We start from the raw sequence: 17,084 nt of genomic DNA, 5'->3' as shown, positions 1-17,084 counted from the left end.
CCATGAGAGCGGCTAATACCGCTTAAATCGTTCAGGTGGTTTTTATAATTTTTCATCCATGTCTACAAAACGCGTTGCGCGCCATTCGGTCAGTTTTTCATTAATATCGTCAATGACAAAAAAACGCGCTGAATCCTTGTCGTAACCTTCATCACGCAATTTATCATAATCGGTATAAGTGTGGCGGATATAGGCAACGATCGAGAGCCACACCGCAATGGAAGGAGGAAGATGTCGCATATGTGCGCTTAAAGCGGCAGACCGGATAGGTTCGCTATCAGCATAGGGAGCTTGCGGGACCAGCAGGGTCAATTCCTTTAAAACAGCGCGTTGTCTCTTTGTTGTCATGGACAAATAAAAAATTGAAACCCGTTTTTTTGTCAAACAGATTTTTATTGTTCTTAAGGTTATAAGCTTGGATGTAAAAACAGCGGAAAAATCAAAGGCAATTGCGACTTTTCATCAATGGGATGGAGAGATTTGCGCTTCTGCACATTGGTTCAATAGCAAATTTTTTTCCTTTAAGATAATATTCCGCTTTTTGGAAAAACAATAATGAAGTGGGAACCGCCGGAACGGCTGTTAAACGGAATTTGCCGGATTAAAGTCTCCGGTTAGATCGGCGGGCGGTTCTTGAAATCAGACAAGAAAATTTATTATCGCAAAAACTCGAAAACTTCGTTTTATTGTCGGTCAAAGTTTTCCAGCCCATCCGGCTCATTTCATGTCACATGCAAATATTCCGGTTATAGAGCAAAATCCAGTTCGACATCAGACATGTCCAAACGCTTGAATATATGCGTTGAAGGGGGAATTTTTAGGTGTTTGTGGGCATAAGTCATCTCTCTGCTTGACATTTGTAAAATATATAAAGATATCTTTATATCTATAGGAGCGGAGACACGGTTATGGTGCGCCAATTGGCATTGAACGAAATGGTAGACGTATTAAAGGCGGTTGCTGAAACAACGCGTTTGCGCATTTTGTTTTTATTGGACAAGGGCGATTTGACAGTTTCCGATCTTACCAAAATTCTCGGGCAATCCCAGCCACGCGTTTCCCGACATTTGCGTCTGTTAACGGAGGCTCGCCTGATCGAGCGATATCAGGAAGGTGCATGGGCCTATTTTTCATTGTCTTCCTGTTCATTACGGCGGGAAATGTTAAACACAGTGCTTGAGCATATTGATCGTCGGGACAATTTTATTGAAGGCGATATGGCAAGACTTGATGAAGTCAAAAAAGAAAGAAGCCGCGCTGCGGCTGCCTATTTTTCCAAAAATGCGCATGACTGGGATAAACTCAGATTGCTTCATGTACCCGATAACACTGTCGAACAAACCATGGTTGAACTGGTGGGAACAACGCCATTCCAGTCCATGTTGGATATCGGCACCGGTACCGGATCTTTGTTGAAGCTTTTTGCGCCCCTTTATACGCGCGCCATCGGAATTGATAACAACCGTGATATGTTGGCTGTGGCACGCGTAAATCTGGATAAAGCCGGTATCTCGAATGCGCAGGTTAGACTAGGTGATGTGGCTAACTTGCCGGTCGAGAACGAAACGTTCAATCTCGTCACGATTTATCAGGTACTTCATTTCCTGTCGGACCCTGAAAGTGCAATTTTTGAAGCCGCGCGTGTCATGCGCCCCGGTGCGCGGCTCATTATTGTCGACTATGCTCCGCATGAACTTGAATATTTACGTGAAAAATATGCCCACATACGTATGGGATTTTCTGATTCCCAAATGGAAGATTGGCTTGATAAAGCCGGTTTGACATTGGAAAAAACTTTGAGTTTTCAACCACAACAAAATGGCAATACAAAAGGCCTCACGATCAAGCTTTGGCTCGCCCGTGACCCGCGTTTGTTGATTGCCTGAAAAACAATAGCTTAACGGAGACCGATTAATGTCTGCCCCATCACTATCACGCCGCCCCGATCTGGGCGACAAGCTGAAGGTTTCTTTCGAATTTTTCCCGCCAAAAACGGAGAAAATGGAAGAAATGCTTTGGCAAACGGTCAAGCGTCTTGCACCGTTAAAGCCAGAATTTGTTTCAGTAACTTACGGGGCAGGCGGCTCGACGCGCGAGAGAACTGGACGGACGGTTGAACGTATCATCAAGGAAACACACCTTAATGCGGCCGCCCATTTGACATGTGTTGATGCAACACGTGAAGAAGTCGACGGTGTGGCACGTCAATTCGCCTCTATGGGCATTCATCATTTTGTTGCGTTGCGCGGTGATCCAAGCAACGGAGCGGGCGGGCGTTATCATCCCACTCCGGGAGGTTATGCCAATGCGGTTGAGCTCGTTGCCGGCTTGAAAGCAATTAATCCGGATTTTGAAATCACTGTTTCGGCTTATCCGGAAAAACATCCCGAGAGTCCCGATTTTGCAACCGATATTGATCTTTTGAAACGCAAAATAGACAATGGTGCAACAAAAGCCATTACCCAATGTTTTTTCGATAACCATTTTTATGAAGATTATATAGAAAGGGTGCGCAAAGCCGGCATTTATATTCCGATTTTGCCCGGTATTTTGCCAATTCATAATTTTTGGCAGGTTAAAAACTTCTGTGCACGCAACGGCACTCATATTCCCGATTGGCTGGCACAACGTTTTGAAGGATTGGAAGAAGACCAGAAAACGCATGATCTTGTAGCGGCCGCAGTTGCAGCCGAACAGGTGCTTGATCTTGTCGAACATGGCGTTGAAGATTTTCACTTCTATACACTTAATCGGGCCGATCTCGTCTATGCCATATGTTACCTTATTGGTATCAGACCGAAAAAAGACGCGGTTGAACTTGCGACCGGAGACTGAACGGATAGTGACATAAGTGAAAATTCGGTTTTCTCATCGAAAATTAGTCACGACGGGCGAAAGATTGACAGCGCTCGTTGTTTCATAGAGCACTTCTTTCTTGATGAAGATGTTCACAATATTTCCGTGAGCGGCAAGCATGATCTTGTCCGGTAAGGCTTGCAGGGCGGAAAACAACAGGTTCTTCGGGCGCCGATTCTTCGCATTTTGTGTTTTTCTGTCATTGTAAAGACAAAAGAGGGCAATGTCGAAGGAAGGGCAAAGACCAAGAAGAACAAAGGTGGAGTTGGGGTCACCCACAAGCGATACTCCATCCCCCGACGGGTGACCAGGCAAGTTCTGCAGCAGCGATTCGAATTGCCCGAAATGCAGGGTTAATTTTCCATGCAATATCTATTTTTCGTTACGATATGCTCCAATATAAGACAAAATCGACATGTTTTTATCATATTGAGTAAAATTATAGCAAAAAATTCTTATTTTCATTCTGGTTTTTCAGCCCTTGTCTTGTGATCGTCGTGATGATCGTTAATATCAGGGAGGCATCGTTATCAAGGTGCAACAAATTGGTTAACAACCAGGGAGACCGAGACCCCCCGCAACGGATTTCCCTTGGTTGAGGCCCGATCGGAGCTTGCTCCGGTCGGGTTTTATTTTTTGAATTCTGTTTGGACAAATTTATCCTTTTGGCTTTTTGAATTATCCTTTGACGCTTTGAAAACTCCTCCCGCTTTTTGGAATTTGCTTTTGCAATATTTTGTTGCGTTCCATTATTGCCGCCAAGGTTCTTGAGATGAAACGACGTTTTTCCTTTTCTTGTGCATTTTTTCAGTAAAATATTGGATGGTTTATGGGTGTCAGTCATGCGTACTTCAAAAACTGATTTTAAAAGGTTTTTTCGAGGTGCCGGAATCATGACCCGTTGAAAATGCGACTTTGTTAAAGTCTTTTTGCTATGACAATGGATAAATGCTTTTTGTCAGACCGAAACAATGAAGCTTAAAAAATAAAAGGGCATAAGAGAATTTGTCGTAAATTACCGTGCGGCCGGCGAAAACGCATAATGCATCTATTCAAGAACGATAGAAATGACGGGGCTCGGCGAAAATGCTTTCAGGATGAAGCAAGAAGAGGCTCAAAATTCCGGAAATGAACAGATGAAGCCTTCAACCGGTGATCGGATAAATCTCATTTCATCGGGAAAATGCTATTTCTAAAACAGCGAACGACATAATAAAAACGGGCAGAAATGCCCGTTTTGCTATGAGTTGAATGTGCTATTTGTTTGGCCATGTGGAATATGGCTTCAAAGCCGGTCAAGCAATTCTTTTGTCGGCCATGAATCGGCCGGAAGTCCCAAACGGAGCTGTTCGGTCCGCACCGCGTCGCGTGTCAATATACCGTAAACGCCATCCACTTTGCCCATATCATAACCACGGTCTGCAAGCTTTTGTTGCAATTGCTTCATCTGTTCGGTGGTTAACCCCGTTTCGGGATGGCCTATATCAAAAGCGGGTGCACCGGCGAGACGTGAAGCGAAATAGGCAACGGTTGTTGCATAGACAATCGATTTATTCCATTCGACAAAAATATCGAAATTGTCATAGGCTAAAAATGCCGGTCCCTTTCGGCCCATTGGCAACATAAGCGAAGCATCCCCGTTATCGGGTCCTAACGGGCCGTTAATGCCGGTAACACCCCAACTGGTCCATTGTGAATGGGGTTTGCGATTTTGCCTGATTGCTTCTTGCCACGGCAGATCATCGCGCGTTAGGCGCACCTCTTCAAGCCACGGTTCACCGCGCCGCCATCCGAGATCGCTCAACATATGGGCAGCTGTCATGACGGCATCGGCAACAGACCCCTTAAGGTCGATTTTACCGTCGCCATCGCCATCAACACCGCGTTCGAGATAATCCTTCGGCAAAAGTTGCATTTGACCGATTTCGCCAGCCCATGCGCCGGTTGTTTCGGCATTGACGACGCCCTGATCGAACAGTTTCAAAAGCGCAATCAATTGCGGACGGAAGAGTTCCGGCCGCCTGCAATCATGGGAGAGGGTGAAAAGGGCGTTTAACGTATCGAAATTGCCTTGCACTGCACCATAATCGGTTTCAAGCCCCCAAAAGGCTGCAATAACCGGTCCCGGAACCCCGTATTTTTCTTCCGCTTTTGCAAAAACATCGGAATATTTCTGCAAGTTTTCCTTGCCCTTTTTCAAACGCGCTTCAGGGATGACGCGTTTTGAAAATTCCGCAAATGTGAGATTGAAAATGGCCTGCTTGTTATCACGCTCAATAACCTTTTGGTCTATCGTTGCTTTTTTGAGTTCGTCGATAGCGTGTTCGCTCACACCCGCTTTGCGGGCTTCATCGGCCACATTCTCTCTGAATGTTTCGATTGGCGTGCTGCAGGCCTCGCGTGCTACTTTGGTTGCGACATCATCTGTCTGGGGTGCCGCATCGGGTTCTTCAGCTTGTGAAAGCGGGCAGAAAACTGTCGCAAACAAGAATGTCGAAGCTGCCAGAATTGCCTGTCTTGTCTTGAACATTTATTCTCATTCCTGCACTTTATGATGTTTAAAATGTCTTGTACCATTTTTTAACAGAAATAAAGAGGCATGCGCATCTCATTTATAAGTCAAAACAATAATTGCCTATTGTCTGACTGTTTTTTTATTTTCCGGAAACATATTTTTGCCATTCGTCGCGGCTGCCGTAAAAGACATTGATGTCGGCATCCCCCTTAATACCGGGAACACGCCCCGTTCCGGTATATTGCCAGAATGTCCACGGATGGGTGCCATATTTTTCTTGCGGATGACCGGCGACCGACCGGAGCCAGAATGAATAACCTTTTATTTGCGACAGGCCGTTCCGATCAAAGAAATCAACTGTCGTATAAATAATGGGTTTCTTGCCATAATATTTTTCAACAATGGATAGGAAGACCTTCATTTCACTACGAACAGTCTCTGCCGGCGGCCGGATTTTGCATGTTGGTGAAGAATCATTCCACTCCATATCAAGAACGGGCGGCAGGGCAGTCGGGTCCTTCGGTACATTTCTGATGTACCATTTGGCTTGTTCGGAAGCGGGGCGGCAATAATAGAAGAAGTGATAGGCGCCGCGTGGCATACCGATTTCTTTTGTCCCATCCCAGTTGTGGAGAAAATTGTCGTCTACACGGTCGCCACCCTCTGTTGCTTTGATAAATGCAAAAGAAATGCCGCTATGTTTGACCGCTGCCCAGTCAACAGCCTGTTGATATTTCGAAACATCGGTTCCGTGAATCGGATAATGCCACGGGGTAAGCTCGGTCCAGTCATGAGGCTTGCGATCATCAAAGCGGGGGGCATTGATTGGTCCCTTGGGCGCTGTGCCGGATGGTGGCACAATATCGCCAAGGTCATAGGACAAGGTGGTGCAGCTTGTAAGCAACAGAGCCGAAGCAATTGACGTGAATAAAGTGCGCGCCATTTTTTTAAAATTATCTTTGAACAACAATTCAACACCTATCGGGCTCTAAAATCACTGTTCACCATTGCTAAAAATAGTAAAAGAATGGCATATAAATAAAAACTTTTGGAAAAAATATGAAAAAACTTCGTTGGCGTCGCATCATTGGTCTTTTTATTCTCCTCATTCTCGTCATTGCCGGTTTGTGGTGGGGATATTCATATTTTTTCAGTAATTCCGGTGAAATAAATGGGGAAAAAGGCCTCCCTGAAGGGTCAGCCATAAGTTTGCCAAAAGTGCCGCTTACACCATCGGATATGACGGAAGCACAAAAACAGGATGTCATCAATAAATTGATGGAAGACGCAAAAGCATCTGCCTTAAAAAGTGGCCAGAGTGAAGAACAGGCAGAAAATTTTGCGCGTGAAGCGGGGGAGGTTGCACGTCAGGCGATGAATCGTCCTTCCACAGTTGACGGGGATAAAGCACAGTAACGATCAATTTCATTCTTATCGTTTTGCGATATCAGTAATCGACCTTGGCAAATTATCTGTTAATGTGACCGATCAAATAGAACAGGCTTATTAAATTCAAATTCAGGAAAACCGGATGCCTTCATTATGGACACGCATTGGCGAGCTTATTAACAACGTTGCTGGCGACGTGTTGAATGCTATTGTCGAACGTGTGCGTAACTTCTTTGAAGGTGATCCTGAAACACGCAGACAAGTTGCTTTTTCTGTTGCCATGATTGCCTTATCGGCAAAAATGGCAAAAGCCGATGGCGTTGTAAGCGATGCCGAAGTCAAAGCATTTTATGAAATTTTTTCGGTTCCAGACCACGAGTTTCATAATGTCGAACGCCTGTATAATCTCGCCAAACAGGACATTGCCGGCTTTGATGTTTATGCGCGGCGGCTGTTCCGGCTTTGTCAGGAATCCGATTGTCAGGGACAATTATTGGAAGATGTTCTGGAAGGGCTTTTTTATATTGCCAAATCGGATGGCGTAATCCATCAGGACGAACTCGTTTTTTTGCGTGAAGTCTCCGATATTTTCGGTTTTTCTCGAGAGCAGTTCAGAGTAATCAGCGCACGCCACGCTGTTATCGGTGATAGTGATCCGTGGCTGGTTTTGGGCCTCAAAAAAGGTATAAGCTTCGAGGAAGCACGTAAACGCTACCATGATCTTGTGCGCGAACACCACCCCGACAGGGTTATGGCACGAGGATTACCGAAGGAATTTCTGGCTATTGCCAATGAGCGTCTGGCGGCTATTAATAACGCATGGGCTATCGTGCGTGAGGAGTTTGTTACAGTATGAGTGCAGAATCTTTCAAAACGGATTATCCGGGAGCAATTGTGCGCCCGTCACCTAATTTTGAAGAGCGTAAAGACGGCGCCAAACCGCAATTTCTTATTCTCCATTATACTGGCATGGAAAACGCCGAAAGTGCCGAACAACTTTTATGTTCACCGGAAGCAAAAGTTTCATCCCATTATGTTGTGGAAGAAGACGGGAAAGTCGTGCAACTGGTTCAAGAGGCTCATCGCGCGTGGCATGCCGGTGAAAGTTTCTGGCGCGGTATTACGGATGTTAATTCCCATTCAATCGGCATTGAAATTGTCAATGGCGGGCCTTTGTTGAACTTTCCCGATTATCCGGAAAAGCAGATTGAGTCGGTCATCAAACTTTGCAAGTCGATCATTGAAAAATATTCGATTGAACAGAGGAATGTACTGGCCCATTCCGATATTGCCCCGCATCGCAAAACCGATCCGGGTGAAAAATTTCCTTGGGAAACACTTTTTAAGGCCGGTATTGGCCATTTCGTGCGTCCGGCCGCAATTTCCGGTGGGCGATTCATGACCAATGGCGAAAGCGGCAGACCGGTTGAAGCCTATCAATCAATGCTTGCTCTTTACGGTTACGGCATTGATATCACCGGCTCTTTTGACGAACGCACGCAACTGGTGACCAAAGCCTTTCAACGCCATTTCAGACCGCAAAAGGTTGATGGTGTTGCGGATGTCTCAACCATCGACACACTTCATCGCCTGCTTGGCACGTTGAAAAGCCTCACCTGAAACGTAAAGTTTTTAAAAATATAATCGAAACAATTGAATGGCTATGCTTCAAGGGAGGTAGCCTGACTATATTTTTTAAAAATGGAGCGCTTTTTGCTCTTTTTCTTGCCAAATTGTTTCTGATCTTGGCTGTTCAAATCGAAGGTCTTTTTTCTCATAGAAAATAGATTTGTTTTGATTGTTCCGGAAAGGCGCCATTTACGGAAAATTTTTAAAGTTTTGTACTTCAAAGATTTTTATATGGGCAAGAATCGTCGGGCAACGGCTTTTCGGACTTTATCTTGGTTGCGCAATTGCCCGAAAAACGATCAATGGTTTATTTGGCTTTAAGCCGATCTTTCTTGGTTGATTTAAAAAACAGCTTAACCGATATTCAGGCCCAATTTTAAAATATGTAATGGACATTCAAGGGGCGGCACGGTTGGCTTTTGTAATGTCATAAATTGTGATTTTGCGTTGGAATCCTATGTTATGGCATTTGTCCGTTATGCAATCGAGTGACCGGAACGACTGTTATTGCATACTGTTTTTCGGGATTTTTGTTTTTGCAGGCTTTTTTCAAAAATGGCCCGGTTTTCTTTCCGGAGAGGCACGCGGAAGGGGGCGTCAATGAAGCAATTTTTAATGGTTTGCAGGCGTTTGTTTTTGTTTTATAAGCAGCCCGTCAGTTGGTCGGGCAGCCGCGCCTTCTCAATACCGAAAGGTGAAAGGTGAGGAAAGTCCGGGCTCCATGGAATAACGGTGCCGGATAACGTCCGGCGAGGGTAACCTCAGGGAAAGTGCCACAGAAATATACCGCCTGTTCATGCAGGTAAGGGTGAAAAGGCGGGGTAAGAGCCCACCGCGCATCCAGTAATGGATGTGGCAAGGTAAACCCCACCGGGAGCAAGACCGAATAGGAATGACACGCAAGCTTTGCTTGCAGCCGATTTCCGGGCCTGTCATTCGGGTAGGTTGCACGAGACGGGTGGTAACATCCGTACCAGATGAATGGCTGTCACGCGGAATTTTTAATCGAATTTCGCCATACAGAACCCGGCTTATAGACCAACTGACATTTTTCTTTTGCTTTTTTACCTTTATAGAAATCACAAATATAAAATTCACAAATATTTTTATATGACCCCGATTGACGGGATAGATCGTTAGAGCTAATGCAAAGCATTCGCAATTAGAAAGTTTTGTTGCATGTCTCTTCAAGATGATAAATTCTCCCGTAAGTCCTCGCTCACCGAACGGACGTCGGAAGGCATTTCTGCAATGCTTGCCGGCAAGCGAAAGGGCGGACGTACATTTCTTCTCATGGTTGGGCCTGCCGTTATCGCCTCAATCGCCTATATGGATCCCGGTAATTTTGCGACCAATATTCAGGCCGGATCGGGCTATGGCTATACGTTGTTGTGGGTTGTGTTGCTCGCCAACCTTATTGCCATGCTGTTTCAGGCACTGTCGGCTAAAGTCGGCATTGTAACCGGCCGCAACCTTGCTGAACTCTGCCGCGACAATCTGTCAAAACCTGTTGTTGTGGCAATGTGGATTATCAGCGAAATCGCTGCAATGGCAACCGACCTTGCCGAATTTCTCGGTGGTGCTATCGGTCTTGCCTTGCTGTTCAATTTGCCGCTTATCGTCGGTATGATTATTACCGCGATTGTTACTTATGCGCTTCTGATGATTGATAGCCGCGGTTTCCGCCCGACAGAAATTCTGATCGGTATTCTGGTTTCGATTATCGGCCTTTGTTATCTGATTGAAATGGTGATCGCACCGGTTGATTGGGAAGCTGCAGGTTTGCATCTTTTTACACCGGAAATGCCTGATGCCAACGCCTTGCTTATTTCCGTCGGTATTATCGGTGCTACCGTTATGCCGCATGCGCTTTACCTCCACTCCGGCCTGACACAGGCACGTGCCAAGGTCCAGAGTGACAAGGATCGCCGCCAGCTTGTTCGTTACTCAAACCGCGAAGTTATAGTTGCTCTTGCTATAGCCGGCATGGTCAATATGGCCATGGTTATTATGGCGGCAAGTACATTTCATGGTGCGCATAACGACATTGCCGAAATCGATCAGGCCTATTACACATTGACACCGCTTCTCGGTATCGGTGCGGCAGGCGTTTTCCTTGTTTCGTTGATTGTTTCGGGTATTTCAAGTTCGGTTGTCGGCACTATGGCCGGACAAATGGTTATGCAAGGATTTGTCGGCTTCTATATACCGATATGGGTTCGCCGTCTTGTTACGATGATTCCTGCCTTTATCGTTGTGGCACTCGGTGTCAACTCGACCGAAGCACTGGTTGTCAGTCAGGTTATTCTTTCAATCTCGCTGCCTGTCCCCATGATTGCGCTTCTCTATTTTAGTGGTCGCAAATCCATTATGGGGCAATTTTCCAACGGAATTGTTACCCAGATCGTTGCCATTCTTTCGGCAATTGTTGTTTTGATACTGAATTTTGTCCTGCTCTTCATGACATTCGGTTTAATACCGGAAATTTCGTGAATGACGGGTTCAATCCTAACACTTCGTTAAGCATAACTGTGCGATAAAGAAGATTGACGCATTTTGACCGATTGAAAGGTCAGGATGCGCCAATCAATTTTTAAACGTGCTGTTAAAAGATAACGATGCCAACTGTTAAGGATACCGGTTTTAAACGTCATATCCCTGTTTTACTCGCACCTGTTCTTGCGGGAATGGATGCTTGCGCCGGTAAAACAATTATCGACGGTACCTTTGGTGCAGGTGGTTATTCGCGTGCACTCCTTGATAAAGGTGCCAATGTCATTGCACTTGATCGCGATCCGGAAGCGATCCGTGACGGCGAAGCTCTGGTTGAAGAATATCGCCCGCGATTGAAACTCGTTCATACAGAATTTTCCAATCTCGGCCATGTGACAGAAGATAAAGTTGACGGTGTTATTCTCGACATCGGTGTTTCCTCCATGCAGATTGACGGGGCAGAGCGCGGTTTCTCGTTCCAGAAAGACGGGCCGCTTGACATGCGTATGTCGGAAAAAGGTTTTAGTGCGGCCGATGTTGTGAACACCATGAAGGTGAAAGACCTTACACGTATTTTCGGTCTTCTCGGGGAAGAGCGCCATGCGGCACGCATTGCCAGAATGATTGTCGAAAGGCGTGAGAAAAAGCCGTTTTTGCGGACGTCTGATCTTGCAGATGCTGTCGAGACATTGGTGGGGCGCAAACCCGGCGATCATATCCATCCGGCAACAAGAATTTTTCAGGCTTTGCGTATTTACGTCAATGACGAGCTTCAGGAATTGGCCAAAGCGCTTGAAGCTGGCGAAGCGGTTTTGAAACCGGGCGGGCGGCTAGGTGTTGTTACCTTCCATTCACTTGAAGACCGTATGGTGAAAAAGTTTTTCGCTCTCCGGTCAAAAGCGCGCGCGCAATCGCGCTATTTGCCGGTTCAAGAAACAGAAAAGCCGACATTCACTCTTAAAGTCAAAAGCGGAATTACCGCAGATAAAGCGGAGTTAGAGACTAATCCCCGTTCACGCTCTGCGCGTTTCCGTTTTGGTATTCGCACGGATGCCGACATAGCACCTCTTGATAAATCAATATTCGGTCTTCCTGAACTTGCCCGATTTAATGCCCGAACTGATGCCCGAAATGATGGTAATAGAAAATGACAGTTTTTCGTACATTTGATATGATTTTGGTGGCCATTATGATTTGTGCAGCCGGTATCACATACAAAGTGAAATACGACGCACTGAAACGCATTGGTGAAGTCCAGCGTATCGAACGACAAATTGTTGCCGAAAAAAACACCATCAATCTTTTGCATGCCGAATGGGCAATGATGATAGAGCCAGAACGTATGCAGGTATTGGCCACCCGTTATCAGGACCAACTCGGATTGCAGGTAACCGAACCCCGCCAGATTATCAAATTGCAGGATATACCGGAACGTCTGCCAGACCAGATCGAAAATCTGATCAAGGATGACGAGCTTGAAGAAAAGAATTCGCTGCTTGCCCGCAATGGCAACACGAATATCGATAATATCGCAACAGGAAGCGTCCGGCCATGAAGTTTATTCCGTTTTTGAAGCGTAAACCAAAGGCACCTCTCAACCGTTATGAAGAGTTGCAAAAGGCCGAATATCGTTCACGCAGAACCCGCCGCCGCCTGATGGTGGTGGTGAGCTGTTTCTTATGCGTTTATGCGGTGATTTTTGCCCGCCTGATCTATTTCGGTATCAAAGGTGGCGAGATAGAAGAAGCCTCCGGCCCTGCAGTCGAACAATCGGCAGCCCGTCCCGATATTCTTGATCGTAACGGGCGGCTTCTTGCAACCGATTTGAAAACTTATTCGCTTTTTGCCGAACCGCGCCGCATCATTGATGTTGATGAAACAATCGAATTGATTTCAACGGTTCTGCCCAATCTTGATTGGCAGGAAACCTATAAAAAACTTAAAAAGAAAACCGGTTTTGCGTGGATTCAGCGCGGGCTTACTCCAAGCCAGAAAGAGCAAATTATGGCTCTTGGTATTCCCGGTGTCGGGTTTCGCACGGAAGTGCGCCGCTTCTATCCCGGTGGACCAACGGCTTCCCATATTCTCGGCATGGTCAATGTTGACAATCAGGGCACGGCGGGAATGGAAAAATATATCGACAATGCGGGTTTAAGCGATTTGCGTGCAGCCGGACTTGCCGACGAAACGTCACTTGAACCGGTAAAACTTTCAATCGATATCCGTGTTCAGGCCATTATGCGTGATGTATTGGCGGACGCCATGCAAAGATATCAGGCAATTGCCGCCGGTGCGGTGGTTATCAATATTCACACCGGTGAAGTGCTTGCTATGGCTTCCATGCCCGATTTTGACCCCAACAATCCGGTCGATGCACTTAAGAAAGACCGCCTCAACCGGATGACAGCCGGTACATTTGAAATGGGGTCGACAATTAAAAGTTTTACCACCGCAATGGCGCTCGATTCGGGAAAATTCCAGTTGAATAGTGTTGTTGACGCGTCAAAGCCGCTCGCCGCAGGACGCGGACATTTCATCCGTGACTTCCACGGTAAATACCGCCCGTTGACAGCCTGGGAAATCTTCATCTTTTCTTCCAATATCGGTTCGGCAAAAGAAGCGCTGACAATCGGCATTGACGGGCACCGCGAATTTTTAAAAAGAATGGGACTTCTTGACCGTATGACGACAGAACTTCCGGAAGTTGCCCGTCCGGTCGAGCCGAGACGCTGGAAAACTGTCAATTCCATGACCATTGCGTTTGGCCACGGCATGATGACAACGCCATTGCAAACAGCGGTTGGTGCCAGTGCCTTGATGAATGGCGGCAGGCTTATCGAACCGACATTTTTGAAACGCACGGCCGAAGAGGCAGAAGAACATTCCAAACAGGTTGTTGCACCGGAAACGAGCCGCGATATGCGTTATCTTTATAAATTGAATGGAGATATCGGTTCGGGGCGCAGAGCCAAGGTTGAAGGTTATCGCGTTGGCGGAAAAACCGGTACTGCCGAAAAAGTCGAAAACGGCAAATATTCGAAAAACAAAAGGTTCAACGCCTTCCTTGCGTCATTCCCGATTGATGACCCGCAATATGTTGTTTTGACAATTATTGACGAACCTAAGGCAGAAGAAGGAAAATTCGGGGCAACAGCCGGTTTCAACGCGGCTCCGATGGTCGCAGAAATTATTCGCAGGTCTGCAACGTTTTTGGGTGTAAGACCGGACTTTAAAGAAGAATATGCTCCTGTACTTGCGTCTTCCGGCAATCAGAAATTGCCTGAAACGTCGTTTAATGACTAGTGGAAAAGGGGATAGCGCATGACACTTGATCAACTGATAAGCGGTGTTCACCAGAAAACAATAGTACCGTCTGTTGAAATTAAGGGCGTGACCGCCGATTCCAGAAAAGTTATGCCCGGTTTCCTTTTTGTCGCTCTCAAAGGGAATAAAGGCGATGGCGGCGTTTACGCCGAAGACGCAGCAAAACGGGGCGCCGTTGCTATTCTCACCGACCATGATTTTAAATTGACGAACAGCAATGTTCCAATTTTACGTGTAGCGGATGCACGTCATCAATTGGCACTCATTGCAGCACGTTTCTTCGGAAAACAACCCGAGACTGTTGTGGCTGTTACCGGCACAAGCGGCAAAACATCTGTCGCTTCATTTACGCGTCAGATATGGAAAGATGCCGGTTTTGCTGCCGCGACAATTGGAACAATCGGCGTAATTACGCCAGTGAAAAATGAATATGGTTCCTTGACCACGCCTGATCCGGTGAGGTTACAACAGATAATGGCCGAACTTGTAGATGAAGGTGTGACCCATGTTGCCATGGAAGCTTCCTCTCACGGTATAGATCAGCGCCGCCTCGATGGTGTCCATCTTGCTGCCGCCGCTTTTACCAATCTGGGGCGCGACCATATGGATTATCATCCCACTGTCGAGGATTATTTCAGGGCAAAAATGCGTCTCTTCGACACGCTTTTGCCGAAAGATGCTCCTGCCGTCATTTTTGCCGATGACAAGTTTTCGGAAGCGGCAATCGAACATGTCAAACGGTCAAAACGGCAGGTTTTAACGGTCGGGCGCAAGGGTGATTTTATTAAATTGCGCCATATCGAGCACCAACGCTCGCGCCAATTTGTTGATTGCATTGTCGATAACGAGGTTTTCGAGTTCACGCTACCGCTCGCCGGCGACTTTCAGGTTTCCAATGCGCTTGTTGCAGCCGGTCTCACACTTGCAACCGGTGTCTCTGCTGCGGCAGTTTTCCGTGCACTTGAACGTTTGCAAGGAGCACCGGGGCGTCTTGAACTTGTCGGAACAACAAAAGATAAAGCGGCAATTTATGTCGATTACGCACATAAACCGGAAGCGCTGGAACAGGTGTTACTTGCTGTCAAAGCTTTCACCACCGGAAGAGTGGTTGTGGTGTTCGGCTGCGGTGGTGACCGTGACAAGGGGAAACGCCCGATTATGGGGAAAATCGCTACCAAATATGCCGACATTGTTATTGTGACCGATGATAACCCGCGCACCGAAAATGCCGCCGAAATCCGCAAAGAAATTATGGCAGCGGCAAGCGGCGCCAAAGAAATCGGGGATAGAAGAGAAGCCATCCGTTATGCCATTTCTCTGCTTCAAAGCGGCGATACATTGGTTGTTGCCGGAAAAGGACACGAAAAGGGCCAGATTATCGGAACCGAAGTCCATCCTTTTTCTGACCATCAGGAAATAACGGAGGCCTTGGAAGGACAGCATAAATGAAGCCATTATGGACGAAAGCCGAGCTTGAAAAAGCAATTGATGGCGAGATCATCGGCAATTTGCCGGATGAATTATCGGGCGTTTCGATTGATAGCCGCACCGTAAAGCGGGGCGAAATCTTTTTCTGTATCAAGGGCGAAAAACTGGATGGACATGATTTTGCGGCGAAAGCTGCCGAGGCCGGAGCAGGCTTGTTGATTATCGAAAAAGCCCACAAAGCAGACCTTCAAAAACTCGGTGTGCCGATGATTGCAGTTAATGATGTGCTGAAAGCTCTTGATGAGCTTGCAATCGCAGCAAGGGCGAGATCAGGCGCAAAAATTATTGCTGTGACCGGATCTGTCGGAAAAACCACCACAAAGGAAGCATTGCGCCATTGTCTTGGAGCTGTCGGAAAAGTTCATGCCAATCCGGCCTCCTTCAATAATCTGTGGGGAGTGCCGCTAACCCTTGCCCGTATGCCGGCCGATACGGATTACGGTGTGTTTGAGATCGGCATGAACCATTCTGGTGAAATCCGCCCATTGGTAAAAATGGTGCGGCCGCATTTGGCCATTATCACCAAGGTTGCGGCAGTGCATCTGGGGTTCTTCTCGAGTGTCGAGGAAATTGCCACAGCAAAAGCGGAAATTTTCGAAGGTGTCGAAAAAGGCGGGACAGCACTTCTTAATGCCGATGATGATTTTTTCCACTTTCTTTCCGATAAGGCCAAAGCGTGCGGGATTGAAAATATATTGAGTTTCGGCGAAGCCGATTTTGCCGACTATCGCTTGGAAAAACTCCATATGTTGGCCGACTGTTCAAGTATGAGTGTGAAGATTGGCGACACTGAAGCCATGGTGAAGGTTGCAGCACCCGGACGCCATATTGTACAGGATTGTCTGGCCGTGCTCGGTGCGTGTGATTGTGTTGGTGCCGATATGGCACATATTGTTATGGCAATGGCAACATTTAGCGCCGAAAACGGGCGCGGCGCACGTTATCATCTGGAATTGCCATCGGGCGGGACATTCACGCTGATTGACGAAAGTTATAATGCCAATCCAGCTTCCATGCGGGCAAGTCTTGAACTTTTGAAGCAAGCCAAAACCGGCGCACGCGGGCGGCGCATTGCGGTGCTTGGCGATATGCTCGAACTTGGCAAATATAGCGAAAAACTTCACCGCGAACTTGCCGAACCGGTTTTTGCCTCGGGTGCCAATCCGGTTTATCTCATTGGACGCGAAATCAAACCTTTGGAACAGGAGCTTGCAAAAAAGCTCAAAGTTTATTTGAAAGAAAATGTCGAAGAGATTATCCCACTCGTTCTCAAAGACATTCATGATGGTGATGTCATCATGGTCAAATCATCGAATTCCATTCGCTCTTCGCGTGTTGTGTCGGCTTTGCTTGAACGTTATAAGAAAGCCGATTGAAAGTTAAAAAGGCC

General features: G+C 46.7%; 16 protein-coding genes and 1 other RNA gene. 12 read left to right on the top strand and 5 right to left on the bottom strand.

The features are described from left to right. Window positions 1-42: 42 nt before the first annotated feature. Window positions 43-354: a DUF2293 domain-containing protein gene (locus H3S82_RS08775; protein ID WP_198224268.1), complete on the bottom strand. Its 312-nt coding sequence runs from the start codon at window positions 352-354 to the stop codon at window positions 43-45. A 554-nt stretch (window positions 355-908) separates the two neighbouring features. On the opposite strand from H3S82_RS08775, the gene H3S82_RS08770 reads away from it, so the two are divergent. Then, window positions 909-1,886, top strand: a complete 978-nt coding sequence (locus tag H3S82_RS08770; protein WP_198232908.1) for a metalloregulator ArsR/SmtB family transcription factor — start codon at window positions 909-911, stop codon at window positions 1,884-1,886. A gap of 28 nt (window positions 1,887-1,914) precedes the next feature. Continuing rightward, the gene (metF, locus tag H3S82_RS08765; protein ID WP_198232909.1) at window positions 1,915-2,835 is read left to right on the top strand and encodes a methylenetetrahydrofolate reductase [NAD(P)H]; all 921 of its coding nucleotides are present in this window, start codon (window positions 1,915-1,917) and stop codon (window positions 2,833-2,835) included. A gap of 33 nt (window positions 2,836-2,868) precedes the next feature. Here the strand turns inward: metF and H3S82_RS08760 are convergent, their stop codons facing one another. The 4 genes from H3S82_RS08760 to H3S82_RS08745 all read right to left on the bottom strand — a co-directional run bounded on the left by H3S82_RS08760 (window position 2,869) and on the right by H3S82_RS08745 (window position 6,314). After that, window positions 2,869-3,135, bottom strand: coding sequence for a hypothetical protein (locus H3S82_RS08760; protein ID WP_198232910.1), 267 nt, complete (start codon window positions 3,133-3,135; stop codon window positions 2,869-2,871). A gap of 160 nt (window positions 3,136-3,295) precedes the next feature. Continuing rightward, window positions 3,296-3,751 (bottom strand): hypothetical protein, encoded by a 456-nt coding sequence (locus H3S82_RS08755; protein WP_198232911.1) that lies wholly within the window; start codon window positions 3,749-3,751, stop codon window positions 3,296-3,298. A gap of 390 nt (window positions 3,752-4,141) precedes the next feature. Next, the gene (locus H3S82_RS08750; protein WP_198232912.1) at window positions 4,142-5,386 is read right to left on the bottom strand and encodes a lytic murein transglycosylase; all 1,245 of its coding nucleotides are present in this window, start codon (window positions 5,384-5,386) and stop codon (window positions 4,142-4,144) included. 124 nt (window positions 5,387-5,510) lie between these two features. Next, the gene (locus H3S82_RS08745) at window positions 5,511-6,314 is read right to left on the bottom strand and encodes a GH25 family lysozyme (RefSeq protein ID WP_077973578.1); all 804 of its coding nucleotides are present in this window, start codon (window positions 6,312-6,314) and stop codon (window positions 5,511-5,513) included. 116 nt (window positions 6,315-6,430) lie between these two features. Between H3S82_RS08745 and H3S82_RS08740 the strand changes: the two genes are divergently transcribed. The 10 genes from H3S82_RS08740 to H3S82_RS08695 all read left to right on the top strand — a co-directional run bounded on the left by H3S82_RS08740 (window position 6,431) and on the right by H3S82_RS08695 (window position 17,070). Beyond that, complete coding sequence (locus tag H3S82_RS08740; protein WP_198232913.1) at window positions 6,431-6,787, top strand: hypothetical protein; 357 nt, start codon at window positions 6,431-6,433, stop codon at window positions 6,785-6,787. A gap of 115 nt (window positions 6,788-6,902) precedes the next feature. After that, window positions 6,903-7,616: a DnaJ family molecular chaperone gene (locus tag H3S82_RS08735; protein ID WP_198232914.1), complete on the top strand. Its 714-nt coding sequence runs from the start codon at window positions 6,903-6,905 to the stop codon at window positions 7,614-7,616. Then, window positions 7,613-8,380 (top strand): N-acetylmuramoyl-L-alanine amidase, encoded by a 768-nt coding sequence (locus H3S82_RS08730; protein WP_198232915.1) that lies wholly within the window; start codon window positions 7,613-7,615, stop codon window positions 8,378-8,380. The genes H3S82_RS08735 and H3S82_RS08730 overlap by 4 nt, the downstream gene beginning before the upstream one ends. A 664-nt stretch (window positions 8,381-9,044) precedes the next feature. Then, window positions 9,045-9,439: RNase P RNA component class A (rnpB, locus tag H3S82_RS08725), an RNA gene on the top strand. Between the two features lie 129 nt (window positions 9,440-9,568). Then, window positions 9,569-10,882, top strand: a complete 1,314-nt coding sequence (locus tag H3S82_RS08720; RefSeq protein ID WP_075914211.1) for an Nramp family divalent metal transporter — start codon at window positions 9,569-9,571, stop codon at window positions 10,880-10,882. A 125-nt stretch (window positions 10,883-11,007) separates the two neighbouring features. Next, window positions 11,008-12,033 carry a 16S rRNA (cytosine(1402)-N(4))-methyltransferase RsmH gene (gene rsmH / locus H3S82_RS08715; RefSeq protein ID WP_198232916.1) on the top strand — a complete coding sequence of 342 codons (1,026 nt, stop codon included), beginning with the start codon at window positions 11,008-11,010 and terminating at the stop codon, window positions 12,031-12,033. Then, a complete protein-coding gene (locus H3S82_RS08710; protein ID WP_198232917.1) occupies window positions 12,030-12,437 on the top strand; it encodes a hypothetical protein in 408 nt (135 codons plus the stop codon). The genes rsmH and H3S82_RS08710 overlap by 4 nt, the downstream gene beginning before the upstream one ends. Next, window positions 12,434-14,185, top strand: coding sequence for a penicillin-binding protein 2 (locus tag H3S82_RS08705; RefSeq protein WP_198232918.1), 1,752 nt, complete (start codon window positions 12,434-12,436; stop codon window positions 14,183-14,185). The genes H3S82_RS08710 and H3S82_RS08705 overlap by 4 nt, the downstream gene beginning before the upstream one ends. 18 nt (window positions 14,186-14,203) lie before the next feature. Beyond that, on the top strand, window positions 14,204-15,655 hold the full coding sequence (locus tag H3S82_RS08700) for a UDP-N-acetylmuramoyl-L-alanyl-D-glutamate--2,6-diaminopimelate ligase (protein ID WP_198232919.1): 1,452 nt from the start codon (window positions 14,204-14,206) through the stop codon (window positions 15,653-15,655). Then, window positions 15,652-17,070 (top strand): UDP-N-acetylmuramoylalanyl-D-glutamyl-2,6-diaminopimelate--D-alanyl-D-alanine ligase, encoded by a 1,419-nt coding sequence (locus H3S82_RS08695; protein ID WP_198237136.1) that lies wholly within the window; start codon window positions 15,652-15,654, stop codon window positions 17,068-17,070. Before H3S82_RS08700 ends, H3S82_RS08695 begins: the two co-directional genes overlap by 4 nt. The last annotated feature ends 14 nt before the right edge of the window (window positions 17,071-17,084 follow it).

Source organism: Bartonella sp. M0192 (assembly GCF_016102305.1).
GTDB lineage: Bacteria > Pseudomonadota > Alphaproteobacteria > Rhizobiales > Rhizobiaceae > Bartonella > Bartonella apihabitans.
Note: the sequence above shows the minus strand (reverse complement) of the source record. Positions and strands in the feature narration are given on the sequence as shown.

Bases quoted from the DNA above. Each gene is read 5' to 3' on its own strand.
- H3S82_RS08710 (WP_198232917.1), top strand. From the start codon at position 12,030: ATGACAGTTTTTCGTACATTTGATATGATTTTGGTGGCCATTATGATT.
- H3S82_RS08705 (WP_198232918.1), top strand. From the start codon at position 12,434: ATGAAGTTTATTCCGTTTTTGAAGCGTAAACCAAAGGCACCTCTCAAC.
- H3S82_RS08750 (WP_198232912.1), bottom strand. From the start codon at position 5,386: ATGTTCAAGACAAGACAGGCAATTCTGGCAGCTTCGACATTCTTGTTT.
- H3S82_RS08770 (WP_198232908.1), top strand. From the start codon at position 909: ATGGTGCGCCAATTGGCATTGAACGAAATGGTAGACGTATTAAAGGCG.
- H3S82_RS08730 (WP_198232915.1), top strand. From the start codon at position 7,613: ATGAGTGCAGAATCTTTCAAAACGGATTATCCGGGAGCAATTGTGCGC.
- H3S82_RS08720 (WP_075914211.1), top strand. From the start codon at position 9,569: ATGTCTCTTCAAGATGATAAATTCTCCCGTAAGTCCTCGCTCACCGAA.
- H3S82_RS08745 (WP_077973578.1), bottom strand. From the start codon at position 6,314: ATGGCGCGCACTTTATTCACGTCAATTGCTTCGGCTCTGTTGCTTACA.
- H3S82_RS08700 (WP_198232919.1), top strand. From the start codon at position 14,204: ATGACACTTGATCAACTGATAAGCGGTGTTCACCAGAAAACAATAGTA.
- metF (WP_198232909.1), top strand. From the start codon at position 1,915: ATGTCTGCCCCATCACTATCACGCCGCCCCGATCTGGGCGACAAGCTG.
- H3S82_RS08755 (WP_198232911.1), bottom strand. From the start codon at position 3,751: ATGATTCCGGCACCTCGAAAAAACCTTTTAAAATCAGTTTTTGAAGTA.
- H3S82_RS08740 (WP_198232913.1), top strand. From the start codon at position 6,431: ATGAAAAAACTTCGTTGGCGTCGCATCATTGGTCTTTTTATTCTCCTC.
- H3S82_RS08695 (WP_198237136.1), top strand. From the start codon at position 15,652: ATGAAGCCATTATGGACGAAAGCCGAGCTTGAAAAAGCAATTGATGGC.
- rsmH (WP_198232916.1), top strand. From the start codon at position 11,008: ATGCCAACTGTTAAGGATACCGGTTTTAAACGTCATATCCCTGTTTTA.
- H3S82_RS08735 (WP_198232914.1), top strand. From the start codon at position 6,903: ATGCCTTCATTATGGACACGCATTGGCGAGCTTATTAACAACGTTGCT.